Here is a 21,830-nt window from a genome sequence, read left to right as displayed (position 1 = left end):
TCACGCCCGCGCCCGCGCCACGTCCGTGCACGGCTCGACCGCCCGCGCCCCGCGGACCCCGCACCGCCTAGACTCGCACGCGTGATCATCCTTCTCGTCGGTTCCGGCGCGCGCGAGCACGCCCTCGCCCGCGCCCTGTCCCTCGACCCGGCCGTCGCGCAGCTGCACGCCGCCCCCGGCAACCCGGGCATCGGCACGCTGAGCACCGCGGACGGCACGCCCGTCACCCTGCACGGCGTCGAGGCCACGGACCCCGTCGCGGTCGCGGCCCTCGCCGCCGCGGTCAAGGCCGACCTGGTCGTGGTCGGCCCGGAGGCCCCGCTCGTCGCGGGCGTGTCGGACGCCGTGCGCGGCGCCGGGATCCCGGTCTTCGGGCCGAGCGCCAAGGCCGCCATGCTCGAGGGCTCGAAGGCCTTCGCCAAGGAGGTCATGGCCGCGGCGGACGTGCCCACCGCCGAGCCGCGGGTGTGCACCACGAGCGCCGCGCTCGAGGAGGCCTTCGACGCGTTCGGCGCCCCCTACGTGGTCAAGGACGACGGGCTCGCCGCGGGCAAGGGCGTGGTGGTGACCGAGGACCGCGCCGCCGCCCTGGCGCACGGCGAGGCCATCATCGACGCCGGCGGCGTCGTGGTGGTCGAGGACTTCCTCGACGGCCCAGAGGTGAGCCTGTTCTGCCTGTGCGACGGCGAGACCGTGGTGCCGCTCCAGCCCGCCCAGGACTTCAAGCGCGCGTACGACGCCGACGCCGGCCCCAACACCGGCGGCATGGGCGCCTACTCGCCGCTGCCGTGGGCGCCCGCGGACCTGGTCGACGAGGTGGTCCGCACCGTCGCCCAGTCCACCGTCGACGAGATGGCCCGCCGCGAGACCCCCTTCGTGGGTGTCCTCTACTGCGGCCTCGCGCTCACGTCCAAGGGCGTGCGCGTCGTCGAGTTCAACGCCCGCTTCGGCGACCCCGAGACCCAGGTGGTGCTCGCGCGCCTCGCGACGCCGCTCGCCGGAGTCCTGCTCGCGGCCGCCGAGGGCCGCCTTGCCGCTCTCCCGCCCCTCGAGTGGAGGGACGATGCGGCGGTCACCGTCGTGGTCGCCGCCGAGAACTACCCGGATGCCCCGCGCAAGGGCGACCCCATCACCGGCATCGACGAGGCCGAGCAGGTCGACACCGTGCACGTGCTCCACGCCGGGACCAGCCTGGACCACCGTGGTGCGCTGCTGAGCAGCGGCGGCCGCGTCCTCAGCGTGACGGCGCTCGGCGCGACCCTCACCGAGGCCCGCGAGCGGGCCTACCAGGGCGTCGACCGCATCGTCCTGCCGGGAAGCCATCACCGCACCGACATCGCGGCGAAGGCCGCCGCCGACGCGGACGGGGCCGCCTGATGCCCGGCCACGCGACCCCGCCCCAGCACCTCGAGCTCGAGGGATGGCGCCACGTCTACTCGGGCAAGGTGCGCGACCTCTACGAGCCCGTCGAGCCGCACCCGCGCGGCGACGTGGTCCTCGTGGTCGCCTCCGACCGCATCAGCGCGTACGACTGGGTGCTCCCCACCGAGATCCCCGGCAAGGGCGGCATCCTCACGGGGCTGAGCCTGTGGTGGTTCGACCAGGTCCTCGACATCGTCGCGAACCACACCGTCGAGGCGCCCGTACCGGCCGAGGTCGAGGGGCGCGCGATGGTGTGCAAGCGCCTCGACATGTTCCCCGTCGAGTGCGTGGCCCGCGGCTACCTCACCGGCTCCGGCCTGGTCGAGTACAACGAGAGCGGCACGGTCTGCGGCATCCCGCTGCCCGCGGGCCTCGTGGACGGGTCGCGGCTGCCCGAGCCGATCTTCACCCCGGCCACCAAGGCCGAGGTGGGCGAGCACGACGAGAACGTCGACTTCGACGCCGTGGTGGCGCTCATCGGCCGCGAGGACGCCGAGGCGCTGCGCGACCTCACCCTCGCGCTCTACGTGCGCGCCCACGAGATCGCGGCCGCGAAGGGCATCATCCTGGCCGACACGAAGTTCGAGTTCGGTCGCGACGGTTCCGGCGCGATCATCCTCGGCGACGAGGTCCTCACCCCCGACTCGAGCCGCTTCTGGCCCGCCGACGAGTGGGAGCCGGGCCACGCCCAGCCGAGCTTCGACAAGCAGTTCGTGCGCGACTGGCTGACCTCGCCCGAGTCGGGCTGGGACAAGAGGTCGGACACGCCGCCGCCCGCGCTGCCCGCGGATGTCGTGGAGCGCACGCGCGCCCGCTACGTCGAGGCGTTCGACAGGCTGGCCAAGCACTGAGCGCACCGGCACAACGGAATCCGCGCGGCATGCGTCCTACCGACATGGGACGTTTGCCGAGGGTGGCCGTGCTCGCGGTCGTGGGCGCGCTGGTGCTGGGCACGCTGCTCGCCGGCTGCGCGTCCCCGGGTACGGACGACGGCGTCGAGCACGGCGAGACGCTCGACCTCGGCGTGCCGGGCGCGGTCCTCGACGTGGCGGAGGGCGTCGCCGGCTACCCGGCGTGCGGCAATGAGCCCATCACGCACGACGGCGTCACGTGGTACCCGTTCGAGCCCGCCAACCTCGACGAGTTCCCGGAGGTCGCGGCCCTCGCGGCGGGCGGCCTCGGCGGCGGGACGATGCGCATCGTCCTTCCGGCGGTGGTCGCACCGGGGCCGGGAGACGACGTGGGCACGCTCACCGTCTACGAGGGCGGGCTCGCGCATTGGATCTCCGACAGCGGCGACCTCGAGACGTGGCTCACGGACCGGCCGCTCGAGTACTGGTGGGCCTGCTGAGCGTCGGCTGAGCGCTACGCGTGGCTCTCGGTCTGCAGCTCGCGCTTCTGGACCACCGCCACGGAGGGCACTCCCCAGCCGCGGGTGAGCGAGAGCGCGCGCAGCGCGAGGATCACGACCAGCGGCACCCAGAACACCACCTCGGGAGGCAGTCCGAGCGCCCACAGCGCCCACAGCGTGAAGGCGCCGCCGAGCGCCGCGGTCGCGTACAGCTGGCCGTTCCAGAACACCTCGGGCACCTGCGCCGCGAACAGGTCGCGGAGGATGCCGCCGCCCACGCCGTTGGCGACGCCCACGATCATCGCGGCGACCGGGCTGGCGCCGGCATCGAGGGCGATGCCCGTGCCGATCACCACGAAGATCGCGAGGCCCGCCGCGTCGGAGTACTCGACGATGCGGTGGCGGGCGAAGGCGCCCAGGTCCCGGCGGCGCGCGGCCGGGGCGATGGCCAGCGCGGTCGCCACGGCGACGAGCACGAGCGTGGGGTTCTCGATCCAGAAGACGGGCTGGCGGAGGAGGAGGTCGCGCATCGTCCCGCCGCCCACGGCGACGAGGCTTGCGAGCACGACCGCGCCCACGAGATCCATGCGCCGGCGGCTCGCCGCGACGGCGCCGGAGACCGCGAACGCGACCGTGCCGAGGTACTCGAGGACCACGCGCAGGGTGACGAGCGCGTGCTCGAGGATCGCGTCGGGCGCGACGGCGGTGACGAGGTCGGTCATGGGGCTCTCCGTTCGGGCGACCCCCAAGGGTACGTGCGCCCCCGCGCGCCGGTAGAATCCACGCCATGGCCACGATCCTCGTCCACGTCATGCCCAAGCCCGAGATCCTCGACCCGCAGGGCAAGGCGGTCGGCGCAGCCCTTCCCCGCCTCGGCTTCGACGGCGTCGCGCAGGTCCGTCAGGGCAAGCGCTTCGAGCTCACCGTCGACGGCGAGGTGACCGATGAGGTCCTCGCCAAGGTCCGCCAGGCCGCCGAGACCCTCCTCAGCAACCCCGTCATCGAGGACGTCGTCGAGGTGACGGTCGCGCAGGAGTCGGCGTGACCGCGCGCATCGGCGTCGTCACCTTCCCCGGCACGCTCGACGACCGCGACGCCTCGCGCGCCGTGCGCCTCGCCGGTGCCGAGGCCGTGCCGCTGTGGCACAACGACGGCGACCTCAAGGACGTCGACGCGGTGGTGCTGCCCGGCGGCTTCTCGTACGGCGACTACCTGCGCGCCGGCGCGATCGCACGCTTCGCTCCCATCATGGAGAAGCTCGTCGACGCCGCGCACGGCGGCCTGCCGGTGCTGGGCATCTGCAACGGCTTCCAGGTCCTCACCGAGGTGCACCTGCTGCCCGGCTCGATGGTCAAGAACGAGCACCTGCACTTCATCTGCCGCGACCAGACGCTGCGCGTCGAGAACGCGGAGACCTCCTGGACCTCGGAGTACCGGGACGGCGAGGAGATCGTCATCCCGTTGAAGAACCAGGACGGCCAGTACGTCGCGGACGAGTACACGCTCGACATGCTCGAGGCCGAGGGTCGCGTCGCTTTCCGCTACGTGGGCTGGAACCCGAACGGCTCGCGTCGCGACATCGCCGGCATCACCAACGAGCGCGGCAACGTGGTCGGCCTGATGCCGCACCCGGAGCACGCGGTCGAGGCGGGCTTCGGCCCCGACTCGCGCGAGTCCGGCCGCACCGGCACCGACGGCCTCGCGTTCTTCACCTCCGCCATCAAGAACCTGCTCGCGACCGCCTGATCTCGCGGCGCCGGTGAGCCGTCCCCGCTGCGGGGAGCTGGGCGACGGTTTCGCGAGGTTCTCGACTCCTGCGGGGAGCTGAGCGACTTTCCAGGGAGCCTCATGATCACCGAGTCCGTGATCCTCCGCGTCCACCCCGGCCGCGAAGCCGCCTACGAGGCCGCCTTCCGGGAGGCCTCGCCGATCATCGCCCGCCAGCGCGGCTACCTGGCCCACTCGCTCAAGCGCGGCATCGAGGACCCGGCGACGTACCTGCTCACGGTCGAGTGGGAGACGCTCGAGGACCACGAGGCCGGGTTCCGTGGGTCGGCCGACTACCAGGAGTGGCGCCGGCTGCTCCACCCGTTCTACGTCGAGCTGCCGCCCGTCCCGCACTACCGCGCGGTCGACCTCGCGGGCTGACGCCTCCGCGCGCGGGTCGCGACCGCCAGCGCACCCGCGACCACGCCGAGCGCGAGCGTGAGCGCGTTGCCCGCGTACGCGAACCCGGTGGGCACCGCCATCGCGGCCAGCGCCGCGGGCGCCGCGAGGTGCCACGCGCCCCGCGCGGCCCACACCAGGGCGAGAGCGGAGGCCGCGATGCCGGCCACGAGGCACGCGACCATCGCGGGCATCCACGCCGGATCGAGCGACGCCCACCCGTCGAGCGCGAACCACGCGCCCCCGCCCGCGAGGGTCAGCGTCGAGGCGCCCGCGAGCGGTGCGGCGAGCCGCTCCAGCGCTCGGATCATGCCCCGACGCTAGCGGCGCATCGTCCCTGGCTCAAGCCTCGTTCAGCGTGCGAGGCGGTCGCGAAGCTCGGCGAGCGCACCGAAGGTCGTGCGATTGAGGTCCGCACCCAGCTGGTTGGGGACCGTGACGAGCAGGGTGTCCGCGGTCATCACCGCATCGTCCTCCCGCAGCTCCCGTTCGAGCTTGTCGAGGTCGCCCACGTACGTCTTGCCGAACGTCGACACGGTGTTGTCGATCTCGCCGATCTGGTCGCGGTTGCCGCCGAGGCGGTCGCGCTCGAGGTACGGGTGGAAGTAGGTGTCGGTGACGTCGTCGACGATGGGCATGATGCTGCGCGAGACCGAGGTCCGCGGCTCGCCCGCGTGGCCGGCCTCGCGCCATGCCTGACGGAACGCCTCGAGCTGGCGGGCCTGCACCACTCCCAGCGGCTCGCCGGTCGCCTCGAGCACGAGCGTCGAGGACATGAGGTGCATGCCGAGCTCGCCCGCGCGCCGGCCCGACTCGATGCCGCCGGCGCCGTACCAGATCCGGTCCGACAGGCCGGGGGAGTGGGGCTGGATCGGCAGCAGCTCGCCCGCACGCACGTGCGCCCGCGGCCCCGCCGGCGCGATGCCCTCGCCGGCGATCGCCTCGCGGAACCGCGCGATACGCCGCGCGGCGTCCGCCGACGGGCTGTCGCCGAAGCCCAGCGGGTAGCCGAACTCCGCCGGACCGTCCGCGGCGGGCTCCGGGCTGCCTCGCGACACCCCGAGCTGGAGCCGGCCGCCGGCGACGAGGTCCGCGGTCGCGGCGGCCTCGGCCATGTACAGCGGGTTCTCGTACCGCATGTTGATGACGCCGGTGCCGAGCTCGATCCGCGAGGTACGCGCGCCCATCGCGGCGAGCAGCGGGAACGGCGAGGAGAGGCACTGCTCGAAGTGGTGCACGCGGATCCACGCGCCGTCGATGCCCGCGTCCTCGGCCGCCTCGGCCAGACGGATCGTGTCCGTCATCGCCTCCTCGGCGGTGCGCACCTTCGATCCGGGCGCCGCGGACCACCAACCGAACGACAGGAATCCGACCTTGCGCACCCGCGCCTCCTTAGGTTGACGTGTCATCCAAACTGCCACCCTAGCGCCCGACAGTGCGCACGGATCCCGAGTCGACACGCCGTCTCCCTGCCCATTCTCCCGCGCGATCCGCGGCGTGTCGCGGCCAACTCCGTGCGGAATGTCCGCGGGCTGCGAGCGTCCCCGTCGCTACCCTGAGCCCATGATCACGGTCCGTCGCGTCACGCCCGACAGCCCCGACGCGCACGCCCTGTGGGCCGAGCAGCAGGCGGACCTCGCGCTCCGGTACGACTCCCCGGACCTCGTGCTCGAGACGTCGTTCCCGACCCTCGTCGACTCCCTCGTCGGCTACGCCGAGGACGGCGAGCCGGTCGCGAGCGCCGTGCTGCGCTGGTCGCCGTACCCGACCGGCGCCGGCTCGATCGAGCTCAAGCGCCTGTTCGTCCGTCCCGGGCATCGCGGTCACGGCCACTCGAAGGTGATGATGGGCGCCGCCGAGGCCATCGCCCGCCGGGCGGGCGCGACGCGCATCGTCCTCGAGTCCGGGACCGAGCAGCCCGAGGCGCTCGCCCTCTACGACCGCCTGGGCTACGGCCGCATCCCCGGATACGGCGAGTACAAGGACGAGCCGGACTCGGTCTGCTTCGGGCTCGACCTGCCGGTCAGGGTGCTCGTGCTCACGGGTGCGATGGGGGCGGGCAAGACCTCGGTGGCGGAATCCGTCCACACGGCGCTCGCGCTGCGCGGCGCCCGCACCGTGCTCCTCGACGCCGACACCCTGTGCGAGGCGTACCCGTCCCCGCCGGGGGACATGGTCAACCAGGCGCTGCTCCTGGAGGCCCTCGCCGCCCTCGCGCCGGTCCACCGCCGGCGCGGCTTCGGGCTGCTGGTGATGCCGCGGATCCTGGAGGAGGCCGAGGACCGCACGGCGCTGTCGCACGCGCTCGCCGGTCCGGGCGGGCCGGCCGAGGTGACCGTGGTGAGGGTGACGGCGCCGCTCGAGGAGCGGATCGCGAGGCTGCGCCGGCGCGAGACCTCCGAGCGCTGGCTCGACTGGGCCGTCCCGCGCACCGGGGAGCAGGGCGACGAGCTCGAGGCGCTCGGGATCGACGACGCGGTGGTGGAGAACAGCGGGCGCACGCCCGACGAGTCCGCGGCCGACGTCCTCGACGCGGCGGGATGGTGACGGCGTGACGGGGACCCTGCTCGTCCGCGACGGTGTCCTCTGGTCGGACGGTGCGCGCCTCGCCGGCGACGCGGTGCTCGTCGTGGACGGCCGCATCCGCGCGCTCGGCGACGGCGACGTCCTGGCGGCACGGGACGATGCGGCGGGCGCGCAGATGGTCGACGCGGCCGGTGGCCTGGTCCACCCGAGCTTCGCCGATGCGCACGTCCACACCGCGATGGGCGGCCTCGAGTCGATCGGGCTCGACGTGAGCGGCGCCCACGGCGCGGAGGCGTGCCTCGCGCGCGTGGCCGCGTACGCCGCCGAGCAGGACGGCCCGTGGATCGTCGGCGGAGGCTGGCACATGGCGGACCACCCCGGCGGCACGCCGACGGCCGCGGCGCTCGACGCGGTCACCGGCGACGTGCCCGCCTTCCTGGTCAACGCGGACCACCACGGCGCCTGGGTCAACACAGCCGCGCTGCGCGCGGCGGGCATCGACGCCTCCACTCCGGACCCGGAGGACGGCCGGATCGAGCGCGATGCGGCTGGCAACCCGACCGGCACGCTGCACGAGGGCGCCATGTCCCTGGTCTCCGCGCACCTGCCAACGCGCACGGACGACGAGCTGCGCGCCGGCCTCGCCGCCGGCGCCGACGCCCTGCTGCGCGCGGGTGTCACGGCGTGGCAGGAGGCGATCGTGGGCGACTACGGCGGCCACGTCGACGCCTCGCCCACGTACGGCGACCTCATCGAGGGCGGCGTGCTCGCGGCCCGGGTCTCCGGCGCACTGTGGGTGCCGCGCGACGTCACGCTCGACACCGTGCCGGCCGTCGTCGCCGACCTGGCGCGCCGCCGGGACCGCGACGCCGCCCGAGGCTTCGACACCGCCACCGTCAAGATCATGGTCGACGGGGTCGCCGAGAACCGCACCGCCGCCCTCGCCGAGCCCTACCTCGTCGACGGCTGCGACTGCGCCGTCGACGGGGACGGGGACGGGCGCGGCATCGCGTACTTCGGGCGCGACGTCCTGTTCGCGGTGGCGGCCGCGGCGGCCGCGGAGGGCTTCGCGCTGCACTTCCACGCGATCGGGGACCGCGCGGTCACGGATGCGCTCGACGCCGTCGAGGCGCTGCCTGCCGCGGTGCGCGGACGCCGCCGTCACCACATCGCGCACGTCCAGGTGGTCGACCCGGTCGACGTGCCCCGCTTCGCCGCGCTCGGCGTCACCGTGAACATGCAGGCGCTGTGGGCATGCAGCTCGGCCCAGGTGACCGAGCTCACGCTCCCGATCCTGGGCGCGCGCCGCGCGGCGTGGCAGTACCCCTTCGGCTCGTTCCTGCGCGCCGGCGCCGCGCTCGCGATGGGCTCGGACTGGCCGGTCTCGACCTACGACCCGTGGCAGGCCATCCACGTCGCGGTCACCCGGCAGGCGCCGGGATCCGACGCGGAGCCGCTGCTGCCCGACGAGGCGCTCCCGCTCGACGTCGCGCTGCGCGCGTACACCGCGGGCTCGCACCGGCTGCTCGGGCTCGGCGGCGAGGGAGGCTCGGGCACGCTCGAGGTGGGCGCCCGGGCGGACGTGTGCGTCGCGTCGCGGGACCCGTTCGCCGGCGACCCGCGGGACATCGCCTCCACCCGCACCGCCGTGACCGTGCTCGACGGCCGCATCGTCCACCGCGAGGCAGCGGCGCCCGCCGCTCCCTGACGCCTCACACCGCGAGTCGCCGCGCAATCGTGAGGCTTCGTGACGGTTCCGGCCTGCCGCATCGCCCCACCGTGAGGAATCGTGACGCCCCGCGCCGCTAGTCCTCCAGTGCGAACCTCACCGCGGCCTCGGCGTGCAGTGCGAGCGCGTCGAAGTACGGCACGTCGACGTCGTCGGCCGTCATCACCATGGGGATCTCGGTGCAGCCCGCGATCACGCCCTGCGCTCCGCGCGCCACCAGCTCGTCGGCGGCCTCGCGCGCCAGGGTGCGGCCCGCATCGTCCACGATGCCGCGCGCGAGCCTGTCGTAGATGAGGTCGTGCACGTCGCTCAGCCGCGGCTCGTCGGGGACCAGCGCCTCGACCCCGCCTGCGGCGAGCCGCTCGCGGTAGAACGGCATCCGCATGGTGAAGCCGGTGCCCAGCAGCGCGACGGTGTCGAGGCCCGCGGCGCGGATCGCGGCGGCGGTCTCGTCGACGATGTGGAGGACGGGCACGCCCGCCGCCTCCTGCACCTCGTCCGCGATCACGTGCATGGTGTTGGCGCAGATGACGATGGCCTCGGCCCCGCCGTCCACCAGCCACCGCGCGTCGGCCCCGAAGGTCGCGGCGAGGCCGTCCCAGTCGCCCGCCTCCTGCGCGGCCGCGACCGCGCCGAAGTCGTAGTGCCGGATCGCCAGGTCCGCCGTGCGGCCGGGCAGGGCTGCCGCGACCCCCTCGTGCAGGAGGGTCTCGTAGACGAGGGTCGAGTGCCAGGTGATGCCGCCGAGCAGGCCGATGCGGCGGGGAGCGGTGCGCATGCTCCCGACCCTAGCGAGAGGCATCGGTGCCGGCGGGCGGGCCGTTGGACCCTTGGAGCGATGCGAACCCTCCAGTACGCTGTAAGGATGAAGATCGGAGAGCTCGCCTCCCGCGGGGGCGTCACCGCCAAGACCGTGCGCTACTACGAGAGCATCGGGCTGCTGCCCGCGCCCGAGCGGCGCGCCAACGGCTACCGCGAGTACGACGACGAGGCGCTCGAGCGGCTGCGCTTCGTGCGCGACGCCCAGGCCTCGGGGCTCACGCTCGCCGAGGCGGGCGGGATCCTCCACATGAAGGAGCGCGGCGAGAGCACGTGCGAGCACAGCCGTGCCACCGTCGAGCGGCACCTGCGGGACATCGACGCGCAGATCGCCAGCCTGCTCGCCGCGAAGGCCGAGCTCACCGCGCTCGCCCGTCGCGCCGACACCCTGGACCCCGAGGACTGCACCGACCCGCACCGCTGCCAGGTGCTGGCGCTTGACCTTCCCGCCGAGGGCAAGGTCTAGCCTGCCCGCATGAGCACCGACACCGCTCCCGAGACCCCCGCCGAGGCCGACGAGCCGACCATCGACCTCGCCGTCGGCGGCATGACCTGTGCCGGCTGCGCCTCCGGCATCCAGCGCGGGCTCGCGATCCTGCCGGGCGTCGGCGCCGCCGACGTCAACATCGCGACCCGCCGCGCCACCGTGCGTCCCGACGGCACGCTCGACCGGGACGAGCTCGAGGAGGCCATGCGCGCCGCCATCACCGGGCTCGGCTACCAGGTCCTCACCCGGCCCGCGGGCGCGGCGCCGGAGGGCGGCGCCGATCCCGCGCATCGTCCCTCCTCGCGCGAGGACGAGGCCGCCGCCCAGGCCGCCAACGACGCGCGCCGCATCGCCGACTACCGCCGCCGCTTCCTCGTCGCCGCCGCGTTGACCGTCCCCGTCGCGCTCGTGTCGATGGTCCCCGCGCTTCAGTTCGAGGGCTGGGAGTGGTGGGCCGCGCTGCTCGCGACCCCGGTCGTGTGGTGGGCCGCGTGGCCGTTCCACGTCTCCGCCTGGAAGGGCGCGCGTCACCGCACCACCACGATGGACACGCTCGTGAGCCTCGGCACCTCGGTGGCGTGGCTGTGGTCGATGTGGACGCTCCTCGCGGGTCCCGCGCACGCCCACGTCTACTTCGAGACCGGCGCCGTCATCGTCGCGCTCATCCTGTTGGGCAAGTGGCTCGAGGTGCGCTCCACCGCGCGCGCGGGCGACGCCATCCGCGCGCTCGGCGCCCGTCAGAGTGCCACCGTCACGCTCGAGGACGGCACCGAGATCCCACGCGACGCCCTCGGCGTCGGCATGCGGTTCCTGGTGCGTCCCGGCGAGGCCGTCGCGACGGACGGCGTGGTCGTGGACGGCGCGGCCGCCGTCGACGCGAGCCTCGTCACCGGCGAGCCCGTACCCGTCGCCGCGCGCCCCGGGACCGAGGTGGTGGGCGGCACGATCGCCGCCGACGGCACGCTCACCGTCGAGGCCACCCGCGTGGGCGAGGAGACGATGCTCGCGCAGATCGCCCGCATGGTCGACGAGGCGCAGGCCGGGAAGGCGCGGCTGCAGCGGCTCGCCGACCGCGTCTCCGCCGTCTTCGTGCCCGCCGTCATCGGGATCGCCGCCGTCACGCTCGTCGTCTGGCTGCTCGCGACCGGCGACCTCGGGTCCGCGATCACGGCCGCCGTCGCGGTGCTCATCATCAGCTGCCCGTGCGCGATGGGCCTCGCGACGCCGCTCGCGATCATGGTCGGCACCGGGCGCGGTGCGCAGCTCGGCATCCTCGTGCGCGGCGCGCAGGCCCTCGAGGATGCGCGTTCGCTCCAGACCGTGGTGCTCGACAAGACCGGCACCGTGACCGAGGGTCGCATGGAGGTCGTCGCCTCCACGGCCCCCGGGATGGGGGACGATGCGGCGGCCGCGCTGCTCGACGCCGTCGCCTCGGTCGAGGCTCGCTCGGAGCACCCCGTCGCCGCCGCGATCGCGGCGTCCCGGGACGGCCGGATCCCGCTCAAGGGCTTCCGCTCGACCCCGGGTCAGGGCGTCACCGCGACCGTCCAGAAGGCCGGTGCGGACGGCGCGCACGCGGACGTCACCGTCGGGTCGCGGCGCCTGTTCGACGAGGTGCCGCCCACGCTCGCCGCGTGGGCCGTCGAGCGCGAGGAGCGGGGTGAGACGGTCGTCTTCGCCGGCCGTCAGGCGCCGCTCGGGGGAGGGCTGCTCGGCGGCACCGCCGCCGGCGCATCGTCCACCCTCACGCGCACCGCGCTCGCGGCCGAGGCCGCGATCGCCGTCCGCGACCGCATCAAGGGCACCGCTCCCGAGGCGGTCGAGGCGCTCCACGCGCTCGACGTCGACGTGGTGCTGCTGACCGGCGACAACCGGCGCGCGGCGGACGCCGTGGGGGCGGCGCTCGGCATCGACCGGGTCATCGCCGAGGTGCTGCCGGGCGACAAGGAGGACGTGATCCGGGAGCTGCAGGCAGGGGGACGGCGCGTCGCGATGGTCGGCGACGGCGTCAACGACGCCCCCGCGCTCGCGGCCGCGGACCTGGGGATCGCGATCGGCACGGGCGCGGACGTCGCGCGCGAGGCCTCGGACCTCACGCTCGTGGGCGGCGACCCGCGGGCCGCGGCGGACGCGATCGCGCTGTCGCGGCGCACCTACGCGACCATCCGCGGCAACCTCTTCTGGGCGTTCGCGTACAACGTGTGCATGATCCCGCTCGCGGCGGTGGGTGTGCTCGACCCGATGATCGCCGCGGGCGCGATGGGGGCCTCGAGCCTGTTCGTCGTGGGCAACTCGCTGCGCCTGCGGGGCTTCCAGCGTCGCTGAGCTCCCCGCTTCCCGCACCCTGCGGAATGGGTAGGTGAGTGTCGGTTCTGAAAGGTTCGCGCGCCTCAGTGGTGGATGGTTGTCGGTGTCGCGAGGTGCGGCGACACTGATCCACCCATGAAGCGCGCAGACCCGCGAGAAGCGACCACCATCTACCCATTCCTAGGGGCGGGGGTGGGGCGGGGCCGGGTGTGTCGCGCGATCAGCGCCCCACGACGGACCACGCGAGCGCCGAGCGCGCGGCCGTGACCCAGCCCGCCGCCTCGGCCGCGCGGGCCGAGACCATCCCGTCCGAGTGCGCGGCCACCAGCAGCGCGAGCTGGGCGCGCTGGAGCCGATGCAGGTCGCGCGCGGCCTGCGCGCCGTGACGCTCCCGCATGTCGGCGCGCGCGTGCTGGCGCCGCCGCCGGGTCGACAGCACCTCGAAGTCCGCGGGGCTGACGAGGTGGTCGGGCACGGTGACCCGCGCCATCCGCGCGAAGATCGCCCGCTCGCGCAGCCGGCCCACGTGGATGGTCGTGGCGAGCACGATGACGATCGGCACGCCCTTGATGAGAGCGGCCGTCACCTGCGAGCCGTGGATGAGCGGCGAGTTCACCAGGCCGTGCAGGATCATCGCCGCGGTGAGCGAGCCGAGCGCGATCGCCCACCGCCGCCACGCGGGACCGGTCGACACGAAGAAGTACGCGATGCCCGCCCCCGCGATCGCCGAGAACGCCGCATGGCTCCACAGGCCGGCGACGATGCCGCGCAGCACGAACATCTGCCACACCGTGTCCATCGCGTCGCCCGACAGCGCGGCGGTGCGCGCCGTGTAGAGGAAGCCCTCGACCACCTGGAAGCCCAGGCCGATCATGGCGCCGTAGAACGCGCCGTCCGCGACGGTCCGGATGCGGGCGCCCGGGATGAGCGCGAGCGCGACGATGCCGAGCGCCTTGAGCGGCTCCTCGACCAGCGGCGCCGCGACCGCGGACACCCACGACGAGCCGTCGCCCAGCCAGTCGCCCACGATCGAGTGCATCGCCGGACCGCCGATGCGCGACACCCCGACCGCGACGATCGCCCCCCACAGCAGCGCGCCGGCCACGTTGACGAGGGGGCGCCTCTCGTAGAGCTCGAGCAGGTACACGGTCGTGGCGAACACCAGGCCGTACACGGTCCATAGCGCGGCGGACAGCGCTCCCGAGGCGGGGTTGGCGAGCAGCGACTCGAGCACGAGCGGCGCCACCTGGGCGAAGGCGCCGAAGCCGAGCGCGATCGACGTCCAGAACACCCACGAGCGGGTGTCGATGAACGTCGAGGTGCGTGGTCTCGGCATGCTCCCGCGCATGCGCGGGGCCGTGGTCATGAGCCCGCCTCCGCGAACCGCAGCGAGCGCACCAGCGACTGCGCCGACGCGTTCGTGCTCTCCCACGCCGCGGGCGGCGCGGTGAGCAGGATGATGACCTGCTGCGTGCCGTCGGACACGGCCCAGGCCTGACGCGATTGGAGCGGCTCCTGGAGGGTGACGGTCGCCGCATCGTCCCCCGCCGTGGTGGTGAAGGCGCGGGGCTGCGGCGCGACGATGCCCTGGCCGTCGGCCTCGGCCTGCGCGACCCATTGCTCGGTGACGGTCGCGATCGCCTGCGCGGGGTGGAGGTCCGAGGCGTGCGGTGTGGTGATGGCGAGCGTCGCGCCGTCCTGGGTGAGCGTGGTGATGCCCGGATGCGACACGGAGACGGACCAGTCGGACGAGGTGGTGACGGTCGCGCCGGCTCCGATCTCGATGGTCTGCGGCGGCGGCGGCGCGGACAGGACGTCGGCGACCGCGGGGAGCACCACCGCGTAGATCAGCGCGACGGCGACGATGACGACGGCGCCCGCCAGCGAGCCGCGCCCGATGAGCCGCACGGACAGCGGCTGGGCCTGGCCCTGGGACGCCGCATCAGCGGCGGAGGCGGCGCCGCTGCTCATGGTCGCGACGCTAGCACGCGGGCCCGTCCCCTCTCCTGGCGTCCCGACCGGTCACGCCGGGCGCCCGTCAGATCGCGTCGAGCGCGCGCGCAAGGTCCTCGCGCAGGTCCTCGACGTCCTCGAGGCCGATGCTGAGCCGCACCGTCGCCTCGCACATCCCGACCGCGGCGCGCTTCTCGGGACCGAGCTTGCGGTGCGTGGTGGTCGCGGGGTGGGTCGCGATCGACTTGGCGTCGCCCAGGTTGTTGGAGATGTCGATGACCTGGAGGGCGTCGAGGAAGCGGAAGGTGGCCGCCTTCGCCTCGGGCCCGTGCGGGTCGACGCCCTCGGGCAGCGCGATGTCGATGGTGACGAGGGTGCCGCCGAGCGTCATCTGGCGCGTGGCGCGCACGTGCTGCGGGTGCGACGGCAGCAGCGGGTAGCGCGCGATCGCGACCTTGGGGTGCGCCTCCAGCCAGGCGGCCAGGTCGAGGGCCGATGCGGCCTGCGCCTTGACGCGCACGGCGAGCGTCTCGAGGGACTTGCCGAGCACCCACGCGGTGAAGGGCGACATGGTGGCGCCCATGGTGCGCACCATCTGGCGGACCTTGTCGACGTACTCCTTGTCGCCCAGCACGGCGCCGCCGAGCACGCGCCCCTGGCCGTCGATGTGCTTGGTCGCGGAGTACACGACGGCGTCCGCGCCCAGCTCCAGCGGCTTCTGGCCGAGCGGCGTCGCGAACACGTTGTCGACGATGAACAGCGCGCCGGCCCGCTTCGCGAGGCCCGCCACGAACGGGAGGTCGACGACGTCCTGCATGGGGTTGGTCGGGGACTCGCAGAACACGGCGGTGGCGGGCTCGGCGAGCGCGCGCTCCCAGTCCTCGTTGACGTGGCCGTCGACGTAGTCGATCCGGATGCCCCAGCCGGCGAAGTACTCGTCGAAGGTCGCGATCGACGTGCCGAACAGCGCGCGCGACGCGACCAGGCGGTCGCCCTGGCGCAGGATCGACGCGAGGGCCACGAAGACCGCCGCCATGCCGGTCGCGGTCGCGAAGCAGTCCTCGGCGCCCTCGATCGCGGCGAGGCGGGTCTCGAACATCGTGACCGTCGGGTTGGCGTAGCGCGAGTACTGGTAGCGCTCGATCTCGCCCGCGAAGGCCGCCTCCGCCTCGCGCGCGGTGGGGTAGACGTAGCCCTGGGTCATGAAGATCGCCTCGGACATCTCGTCGAACGGCGTCCGGACGTGGCCGGCACGGACGGCGAGGGTGTCGGGACGGAGCTGCGGGGCGTCTTCCGAGGTCATGGGCTCAGGCTACCGGCGCGTCGCGGGCCGCCCCAGCCCTCGGTGGCACCCCTGTATCAGCGCGCGCGTCGCTCAGCTCCCCGCAGGAGTCACGAACCTCTCAGAACCGTCGCTCGGCTCCCCGCAGCGCGGTGGGAAGGCGACGGGGAGGACGATGCGGCGGCCGGGAAGGAGTGGGGCCCGGCCGCCGCATCGTCCTCAGGCCTCGCGGACCGCGTACGCGCGGCCGGAGGCGCCGGTGGCCGTGAGCGAGCCGTCGCGGGACACGACGGTGACGGCGTCGCTCGAGCCATCGGACGCGTGGAGCTCGACGGACCGGGCGCCGGGCCCGCCCGGGTAGACCACCAGCTCGACCTCGTCGAGGTAGTCGTAGTCGGGGCGGTCGTCGCGCGTGCCGCGCGCGAGCACGGCGCCGGGGCGCACGTACAGCGGCATCGAGTCGAAGCCGTGCGTCTCGCGGACCCACCGCCCGCCCTCCACACGCTCGCCGGTGAGCAGCGACGTCCACGTGCCCTCGGGCAGGTAGACGTCGACCGTGCCCGACGCGGACATCACCGGCGCCACCAGCAGCGAGTCGCCCAGCATGTACTGCCGGTCGAGGTGCTGCGTCGCGGGGTCGCCGGGGAACGCGAGGAACATCGGGCGCATCATCGGCAGGCCGGTCGCCGACGTCTGGACCGATGCGGCGTACAGGTACGGCATGAGCGACAGCTTGAGCTTGGTGAACAGCCGCGCGACGTCGACGGCTTCGTCGTCGAAGGCCCACGGCACGCGGTACGAGCCGCTGCCGTGCAGGCGCGAGTGCGTGGACATCAGGCCGAAGGCCAGCCAGCGCTTGAACACACCCGCGTCGGGGGTGCCCTCGAAGCCGCCGATGTCGTGGCTCCAGTAGCCGAAGCCCGAGCTCATGAGCGACAGCCCGCCGCGCAGCGTCTCCGCCATCGACACGTAGGACGAGGTGTTGTCGCCGCCCCAGTGGACCGGCATCGTCTGGCCGCCGGCGGTCGCGGACCGCGCGAACAGCACGGCCTCGCCCTCGCCCTTCTCCTCGACCAGCGCCTCCCACACGGCCTCGTTGTAGAGCTGCGTGTAGAGGTTGTGCATGGTCTCGGGGCGCGAGCCGTCGTGCCACACCACGTCGGTGGGGATGCGCTCGCCGAAGTCCGTCTTGATCGCGTCGACGCCCTGGCGGACCAGGGTGCGGATGAAGTCCTGGAACCAGGCCCGCGCCTCGGGGTTGGTGAAGTCCACCAGCCCCATGCCGGCCTGCCACTGGTCCCACTGCCACACGGTGCCGTCGGCACGCTTGACCAGGTATCCCTTCTCCATCCCCTCGCGGAACATGCGGCCGCGCTGCGCGATGTAGGGGTTGATCCACGCGGACACGTGGAGGTCCTTGTCGTCGTGCATGCGGCGGAGCATGCCGTCGGGGTCGGGGAACACGCGCTCGTCCCACACGCCGTCGGTCCAGTTGAACTCGCGCATCCAGAAGCAGTCGTAGTGGAACACCGACAGCGGGATGTCCCGCTCGCGCATGCCGTCCACGAACGAGGTGACGGTCTCCTCGTCGTAGTCCGTCGTGAACGACGTCGACAGCCACAGCCCGAACGACCAGTCCGGCACGCGCGGAGGCCGGCCCAGCAGCGCGGTGTAGCGCGACACCGCCTCGGCGGGGGTGGGGCCGGCGAAGACCAGGTACTCGAGCGACTCGCCCGCGGTCGAGAACTGGACCCGCTCGACCGCCTCGGAGCCGACCTCGAAGCTCACGTGCTCGGGGTGGTTGACCAGCACGCCGTAGCCCTTGGAGGACAGGTAGAACGGCACCGACTTGTACGCCTGCTCGGAGCTGGTGCCGCCGTCGGCGTTCCAGATGTCGACGCTCTGACCGTTCTTGACGAACGGGCCGAAGCGCTCGCCCAGGCCGTACACGGTCTCGCCGACGTCGAGGTCGAGCTGCTCGTGCACGTAGGCGCGATGCGGGGCGAGCCCGGTCGCGCTGTAGCCGGTGGCGCCGGTGGGCTCGGCGGCCACGGACGCGTGGTCCGCGAGCGTCATGTACCCGACCGAGTGATGCCCCGAGCCGGTGATCCGCTCGCCGTCCACCTCGAAGTCGAGGCGCCACGGCGCGCCCTTGGCGATGCGCGCGGTGAGGCGGCCCGACGTGAGGGTGCCGCCCGCATCGTCCACCTGCGCGGTGCCCGCGCCCTCGACGGCGCCCGGCATGCGGAAGCCGGGGGAACGATGCGCGCCCTGGTGGTGGTCGATCCGCACCTTGACGACGCCCTCGAGCGGGGACGTGAGGGTGACGGTGAGCATCGCGCGGTTGAGCACGTCGCCGCGCGACCGGATGACCCGCGTGGGCGCGTGCACCGTGAGGGTGCCGTCCTCCGCCCACACGTCGTAGGCCTCCTCCGCGTAGAGGGCGTCGACGCCGGGCCGGCGCTGCCAGAAACCGTCGGTGAACTTCACTTCACTGCTCCTGCCGTGATGCCGCGCGTGAGGGTGCGCTGGAAGATGAGGAAGAAGATGATCGTCGGGATGATGCTGATGAGCGTGCCCGCGATGAGGGTCGTGGTGTCCGTCTGACGCTCGCCGTTGAGCTGCTCGAGCAGCAGCGGCACCGTGAGCGAGTCGGACGTGTTGAGGAAGGCCAGCGGGAGCAGGAACTCGTTCCACGTCCAGATGAAGAAGAACACCATGAGCACCGACAGCGTCGGGCGGACGATGGGCACGATCACCGAGCGCAGCACGCGCCAGCGGCTCGCGCCGTCCACCGAGGCCGCTTCGAGGATCTCCTTGGGGAACGTGCCCAGGAGCGAGGACAGCAGGTAGGTGCCGAACGCGGACTGGATCACCACGAACGTGAGGATCACGGACCACGGGTTCGACAGCAGGCCCAGGTCGTCGTACAGCTTGAACAGCGGGTCGAACAGCATCTCCTGGGGGACCAGGTTGGCCATGAGGAAGACGAGCACGATCCACGTGCGTCCGCGCACGCGGCCGATGCCGATCGCGAACGAGTTCAGCACCGACACGACCACCGCGATGACCGCGACCATCGTCGAGATGAAGATCGAGTTCCACAGCGCTCGCGGGAAGTTCTGGGTCTCCCAGAAGGTCCTGATGCCCTCGAAGCTGAGCGCCTGGGGCAGGTCGAGCGGGCCCGAGTTGGCGTAGTCCTGCGGCGACTTGAACGCGTTGAGCAGGAGCAGCAGCATCGGGAACACGATCGCGAGGGCGCCGAGGATCGCGAGGATCAGCATCACCCACTCGGCGGGGGTGCGGGGGCGGGCCTTGTTGCGGCGGTCCTTGTCCCGGGACTGCGGCGCGGGGGCGGGGGCCTGGGCGACGGCGGTCATGTCAGGCGTCCTTTCGCTCGGCGCGGTTCTGCACGCGGATGAAGATGATGGCGACCACGACCACGAGGATCGTGATGGCGGAGGCGATGGTCGCCGCGTAGCCCTTGTCGGTGCCGCGGATGAACTCCTGGTACGCGTAGAACGAGGGGACGTACGTGGACTTCGAAGGTCCGCCTCCGGTGAGGATGAAGACCGGGGCGAAGACCTTGAGCGCCGCGATGGTGGTGGTGAGGGCCACCACGAAGACCTCGGGCTGGATCATCGGCAGGGTGATGGCGCGGAAGCGCTGGAACCAGTTGGCGCCGTCGAGCTCCGCCGCCTCGTACAGCTGCGGGTCGACGCGCTGGAGCGCGGCCATGAAGATGACGACGGGGTAGCCGATCTGGATCCAGATCATCAGCACCATGACGGAGGCCATCGCGGTCGAGTACTGGCCCCCGAGCCAGTTGACGGTGACCTCGCTGCCGGTGAGCGCGGTGAGGAACTGGTTGAGCACGCCGTCGGAGTTGGGCTTGAGGATCCAGCTGAACATGACGCCGGCGACCGCGATCGGGAGGATCTGCGGGAGGTAGTAGGTCGCGCGTAGGAAGCTCGACAGGCGGGCGCCGAAGCGGCGGCCGACCACGTCGAACAGCAGCGCGGCGATGATGAGGCCGAGGAGGGTCGGCACGATCACCATGGCGATGATCACGAGCACGATGTTCTTGAACGACTGGAGGAACTCCTGGTCGCCGAACAGCGCGATCCAGTTCTCCAGGCCCGCGAACTGCTCCTCGGCGCGGCCGCCGCGCCAGTGGAAGAAGCTCAGGCGCACGTTGCGCACGATCGGGTAGAAGATCACGAGCCCGACGAGCAGGGTGCCGGGGATGAGGTAGAGCCAGTAGCCGAGCTTGCCGCCGCCGCGCTGGGGGATGCGGGCGGCCTCGTCGGTCCGGCGCGTGCGGGTGCGCTGGGGGGTCGAGGTCATGAGGGATCCGTCTCCGGTGGGGTCCGGGCCGCGCGGGCCCGGACCCCACCTTGCCGAGGGTGGTGACTAGCGGAGATCCGCCACGTAGCTCTCGTAGTAGTCCATGAGCTGGGTGTTGGCCTCGTCGGCGGAGACGGCGCCGTTGACGATGCCCTGCATCACGGAGTTGAGGTCGCCGTAGAAGGTCGGCGTCGGCCAGTCGGGGTAGAAGGACAGGCCGTCGCGGTCGTTGACCTCGTTGAAGAGCTCGATGAGCGCCTGCGCATCGGCGTCCGCGATGTCGGACGTGTCCGCCGCGACCGGCAGGCCGCCGGACTCGCCGAGCAGCGCCTGCACCTCGGGGCGCATCGTGACGTCGATGAAGACCTCCGCGAGCTCGGGCTGCTTCGACTCGACCGGGACCACCCAGATGTTGCCGCCGGAGCCCGGGGTGAGGGTCGTGCCGGGCCAGTTGGTGATGCCCATCTCGAAGTCCGTGATGTCGGAGAGCATGCGGCCGTACCACCACGAGCCCGAGTAGAACATCGGCGCCTCGCCGTTGATGAACTGCAGGCCGGCGTCCTCGGCGGTCATGCCGGAGGCGTCGCCGCTGATGTAGCCCGCGTCGACCCAGTCCGCGAGGGTGCCGGAGGCGTAGGAGACCTCGGGACCGGCCCAGTCGACCTCCTCGGTGTAGAGCTGGTACGCGTCGACCCACGAGCGGTCGGCCTGGCTCAGCGCGAGCTGGTACCAGAGCTGGCCCATCGGGTACTCCTGCGCCGACGTGGTGAGGGGCGTGACGCCCTCGTCCACGAAGGCCTGCATCGCGGCCTCGAGGCTCGCCTCGTCGGTCGGCACGTCGATGCCGTACTCGTCGAACATGTCCTGGTTGTAGTAGAGGAACACGAACTCGCCGTAGTTCGGGACGCCGTACCAGCTGCCCGAGCCCATGACGCCGTCCTCGTCGTACTTCGCGATGGTGTCGATGCCGGCGCTGAGCTTGTCGGCCCAGCCGTAGGTCTCGTACGCGTCGTCGAGCGGCAGGATCACGCCGGTCGCGGCGAGCTGGCCGGCGGTGCCGTTGCCCTTGTTGTACTCGGACACGTCGGGCGCGTCGGAGGAGTCGAAGAGCTGCTGCGCGGAGGCGTTGAGGTCCTCGAACGCGGTGGTCTGGAGGTCGACGGTCGCGCCGGTCTCCTCCTCGAAGATCTCGATGGCCTTGTTCCAGGCGATGCCCATCGCGGACTCGTCGCCCTCGTAGTGCATGACGGTGAGGGTCTCGCCGGTGTAGTCGCCGTCGCCCGCACCGGCGGACGAGCCGCCGTCGCCGCCGTCGTCGGAGGAGGAGCATGCGCTCAGGCTCAGGGCGCCGGCCGCGAGCACGGCGGTCGCTGCTGTGATGCGGTACTTCATTGTCCGTTTCCTGCTTCCTTGTCGTGGCCCGGAGGCCGGTGGTGCGTCG

Annotated in this window: 21 protein-coding genes; 10 read left to right on the top strand and 11 right to left on the bottom strand. The window is 72.8% G+C overall.

Translation table 11 applies throughout. The features are described 5' to 3' along the window. Nucleotides 1-81: 81 nt before the first annotated feature. From purD to QQX09_RS08895, 3 genes are all read left to right on the top strand, one after another. Complete coding sequence (gene purD / locus QQX09_RS08905) at nt 82-1,377, top strand: phosphoribosylamine--glycine ligase (RefSeq protein WP_301133629.1); 1,296 nt, start codon at nt 82-84, stop codon at nt 1,375-1,377. Further along, entirely contained in the window at nt 1,377-2,273 is an 897-nt protein-coding gene (locus QQX09_RS08900; protein WP_301133627.1) for a phosphoribosylaminoimidazolesuccinocarboxamide synthase, read from the top strand. Before purD ends, QQX09_RS08900 begins: the two co-directional genes overlap by 1 nt. A gap of 62 nt (nt 2,274-2,335) precedes the next feature. After that, entirely contained in the window at nt 2,336-2,773 is a 438-nt protein-coding gene (locus tag QQX09_RS08895) for a hypothetical protein (RefSeq protein WP_301133626.1), read from the top strand. Between the two features lie 14 nt (nt 2,774-2,787). Here the strand turns inward: QQX09_RS08895 and QQX09_RS08890 are convergent, their stop codons facing one another. Next, complete coding sequence (locus QQX09_RS08890) at nt 2,788-3,495, bottom strand: trimeric intracellular cation channel family protein (RefSeq protein ID WP_301133623.1); 708 nt, start codon at nt 3,493-3,495, stop codon at nt 2,788-2,790. Between the two features lie 65 nt (nt 3,496-3,560). Between QQX09_RS08890 and purS the strand changes: the two genes are divergently transcribed. From purS to QQX09_RS08875, 3 genes are all read left to right on the top strand, one after another. Further along, nucleotides 3,561-3,818, top strand: coding sequence for a phosphoribosylformylglycinamidine synthase subunit PurS (gene purS, locus QQX09_RS08885; RefSeq protein ID WP_062530461.1), 258 nt, complete (start codon nt 3,561-3,563; stop codon nt 3,816-3,818). After that, nucleotides 3,815-4,519, top strand: a complete 705-nt coding sequence (purQ, locus tag QQX09_RS08880) for a phosphoribosylformylglycinamidine synthase subunit PurQ (protein WP_301133618.1) — start codon at nt 3,815-3,817, stop codon at nt 4,517-4,519. The genes purS and purQ overlap by 4 nt, the downstream gene beginning before the upstream one ends. 102 nt (nt 4,520-4,621) lie before the next feature. Next, entirely contained in the window at nt 4,622-4,921 is a 300-nt protein-coding gene (locus QQX09_RS08875) for an antibiotic biosynthesis monooxygenase family protein (protein ID WP_301133614.1), read from the top strand. Here QQX09_RS08875 and QQX09_RS08870 read toward each other — a convergent pair. Both QQX09_RS08870 and QQX09_RS08865 read right to left on the bottom strand, forming a co-directional pair. Continuing rightward, nucleotides 4,894-5,250 carry a hypothetical protein gene (locus QQX09_RS08870; protein WP_301133612.1) on the bottom strand — a complete coding sequence of 119 codons (357 nt, stop codon included), beginning with the start codon at nt 5,248-5,250 and terminating at the stop codon, nt 4,894-4,896. The genes QQX09_RS08875 and QQX09_RS08870 overlap by 28 nt on opposite strands. A gap of 42 nt (nt 5,251-5,292) precedes the next feature. Further along, a complete protein-coding gene (locus tag QQX09_RS08865) occupies nt 5,293-6,321 on the bottom strand; it encodes an LLM class flavin-dependent oxidoreductase (protein WP_301133609.1) in 1,029 nt (342 codons plus the stop codon). Nucleotides 6,322-6,502: 181 nt separating this feature from the next. Here QQX09_RS08865 and QQX09_RS08860 point away from each other — a divergent pair, with 181 nt between their 5' ends. Beyond that, nucleotides 6,503-7,486 carry a GNAT family N-acetyltransferase gene (locus QQX09_RS08860; protein WP_301133606.1) on the top strand — a complete coding sequence of 328 codons (984 nt, stop codon included), beginning with the start codon at nt 6,503-6,505 and terminating at the stop codon, nt 7,484-7,486. A 4-nt stretch (nt 7,487-7,490) separates the two neighbouring features. Beyond that, nucleotides 7,491-9,173, top strand: a complete 1,683-nt coding sequence (locus QQX09_RS08855) for an amidohydrolase (protein WP_301133604.1) — start codon at nt 7,491-7,493, stop codon at nt 9,171-9,173. Nucleotides 9,174-9,270: 97 nt separating this feature from the next. Here the strand turns inward: QQX09_RS08855 and QQX09_RS08850 are convergent, their stop codons facing one another. Next, nucleotides 9,271-9,972 carry an aspartate/glutamate racemase family protein gene (locus tag QQX09_RS08850; protein ID WP_301133602.1) on the bottom strand — a complete coding sequence of 234 codons (702 nt, stop codon included), beginning with the start codon at nt 9,970-9,972 and terminating at the stop codon, nt 9,271-9,273. Between the two features lie 87 nt (nt 9,973-10,059). Here QQX09_RS08850 and QQX09_RS08845 point away from each other — a divergent pair, with 87 nt between their 5' ends. Together QQX09_RS08845 and QQX09_RS08840 are read left to right on the top strand one after the other, a co-directional pair. Continuing rightward, the gene (locus tag QQX09_RS08845) at nt 10,060-10,479 is read left to right on the top strand and encodes a heavy metal-responsive transcriptional regulator (protein ID WP_301133599.1); all 420 of its coding nucleotides are present in this window, start codon (nt 10,060-10,062) and stop codon (nt 10,477-10,479) included. Between the two features lie 9 nt (nt 10,480-10,488). Beyond that, the gene (locus QQX09_RS08840; protein ID WP_301133596.1) at nt 10,489-12,825 is read left to right on the top strand and encodes a heavy metal translocating P-type ATPase; all 2,337 of its coding nucleotides are present in this window, start codon (nt 10,489-10,491) and stop codon (nt 12,823-12,825) included. 202 nt (nt 12,826-13,027) lie between these two features. Here the strand turns inward: QQX09_RS08840 and QQX09_RS08835 are convergent, their stop codons facing one another. From QQX09_RS08835 to QQX09_RS08805, 7 genes are all read right to left on the bottom strand, one after another. Continuing rightward, nucleotides 13,028-14,173 carry a PrsW family intramembrane metalloprotease gene (locus QQX09_RS08835; protein ID WP_301133593.1) on the bottom strand — a complete coding sequence of 382 codons (1,146 nt, stop codon included), beginning with the start codon at nt 14,171-14,173 and terminating at the stop codon, nt 13,028-13,030. Next, complete coding sequence (locus tag QQX09_RS08830) at nt 14,170-14,778, bottom strand: hypothetical protein (RefSeq protein WP_301133591.1); 609 nt, start codon at nt 14,776-14,778, stop codon at nt 14,170-14,172. Before QQX09_RS08830 ends, QQX09_RS08835 begins: the two co-directional genes overlap by 4 nt. 67 nt (nt 14,779-14,845) lie before the next feature. Further along, the gene (gene metZ, locus QQX09_RS08825) at nt 14,846-16,063 is read right to left on the bottom strand and encodes an O-succinylhomoserine sulfhydrylase (RefSeq protein ID WP_301133589.1); all 1,218 of its coding nucleotides are present in this window, start codon (nt 16,061-16,063) and stop codon (nt 14,846-14,848) included. A 198-nt stretch (nt 16,064-16,261) separates the two neighbouring features. Beyond that, the gene (gene yicI, locus QQX09_RS08820; RefSeq protein WP_301133587.1) at nt 16,262-18,532 is read right to left on the bottom strand and encodes an alpha-xylosidase; all 2,271 of its coding nucleotides are present in this window, start codon (nt 18,530-18,532) and stop codon (nt 16,262-16,264) included. Then, nucleotides 18,529-19,422, bottom strand: coding sequence for a carbohydrate ABC transporter permease (locus QQX09_RS08815; protein ID WP_301133585.1), 894 nt, complete (start codon nt 19,420-19,422; stop codon nt 18,529-18,531). Before QQX09_RS08815 ends, yicI begins: the two co-directional genes overlap by 4 nt. Before the next feature lies 1 nt (nt 19,423). Further along, nucleotides 19,424-20,389 carry a carbohydrate ABC transporter permease gene (locus QQX09_RS08810; RefSeq protein WP_301133583.1) on the bottom strand — a complete coding sequence of 322 codons (966 nt, stop codon included), beginning with the start codon at nt 20,387-20,389 and terminating at the stop codon, nt 19,424-19,426. Nucleotides 20,390-20,455: 66 nt separating this feature from the next. Further along, nucleotides 20,456-21,781 (bottom strand): ABC transporter substrate-binding protein, encoded by a 1,326-nt coding sequence (locus tag QQX09_RS08805; protein WP_301133581.1) that lies wholly within the window; start codon nt 21,779-21,781, stop codon nt 20,456-20,458. Nucleotides 21,782-21,830 lie beyond the last annotated feature (49 nt).

The sequence above is a fragment of the Demequina litoralis genome (assembly GCF_030418455.1).
Lineage (GTDB): Bacteria > Actinomycetota > Actinomycetes > Actinomycetales > Demequinaceae > Demequina > Demequina litoralis.
This window is presented reverse-complemented; position numbering and strand designations above follow the sequence as displayed.

Bases quoted from the DNA above. Each gene is read 5' to 3' on its own strand.
- QQX09_RS08830 (WP_301133591.1), bottom strand. From the start codon at position 14,778: ATGAGCAGCGGCGCCGCCTCCGCCGCTGATGCGGCGTCCCAGGGCCAG.
- QQX09_RS08875 (WP_301133614.1), top strand. From the start codon at position 4,622: ATGATCACCGAGTCCGTGATCCTCCGCGTCCACCCCGGCCGCGAAGCC.
- QQX09_RS08845 (WP_301133599.1), top strand. From the start codon at position 10,060: ATGAAGATCGGAGAGCTCGCCTCCCGCGGGGGCGTCACCGCCAAGACC.
- QQX09_RS08840 (WP_301133596.1), top strand. From the start codon at position 10,489: ATGAGCACCGACACCGCTCCCGAGACCCCCGCCGAGGCCGACGAGCCG.
- metZ (WP_301133589.1), bottom strand. From the start codon at position 16,063: ATGACCTCGGAAGACGCCCCGCAGCTCCGTCCCGACACCCTCGCCGTC.
- QQX09_RS08890 (WP_301133623.1), bottom strand. From the start codon at position 3,495: ATGACCGACCTCGTCACCGCCGTCGCGCCCGACGCGATCCTCGAGCAC.
- QQX09_RS08810 (WP_301133583.1), bottom strand. From the start codon at position 20,389: ATGACCTCGACCCCCCAGCGCACCCGCACGCGCCGGACCGACGAGGCC.
- QQX09_RS08900 (WP_301133627.1), top strand. From the start codon at position 1,377: ATGCCCGGCCACGCGACCCCGCCCCAGCACCTCGAGCTCGAGGGATGG.
- QQX09_RS08835 (WP_301133593.1), bottom strand. From the start codon at position 14,173: ATGACCACGGCCCCGCGCATGCGCGGGAGCATGCCGAGACCACGCACC.
- purS (WP_062530461.1), top strand. From the start codon at position 3,561: ATGGCCACGATCCTCGTCCACGTCATGCCCAAGCCCGAGATCCTCGAC.
- QQX09_RS08860 (WP_301133606.1), top strand. From the start codon at position 6,503: ATGATCACGGTCCGTCGCGTCACGCCCGACAGCCCCGACGCGCACGCC.
- QQX09_RS08805 (WP_301133581.1), bottom strand. From the start codon at position 21,781: ATGAAGTACCGCATCACAGCAGCGACCGCCGTGCTCGCGGCCGGCGCC.
- QQX09_RS08870 (WP_301133612.1), bottom strand. From the start codon at position 5,250: ATGATCCGAGCGCTGGAGCGGCTCGCCGCACCGCTCGCGGGCGCCTCG.
- QQX09_RS08850 (WP_301133602.1), bottom strand. From the start codon at position 9,972: ATGCGCACCGCTCCCCGCCGCATCGGCCTGCTCGGCGGCATCACCTGG.
- QQX09_RS08815 (WP_301133585.1), bottom strand. From the start codon at position 19,422: ATGACCGCCGTCGCCCAGGCCCCCGCCCCCGCGCCGCAGTCCCGGGAC.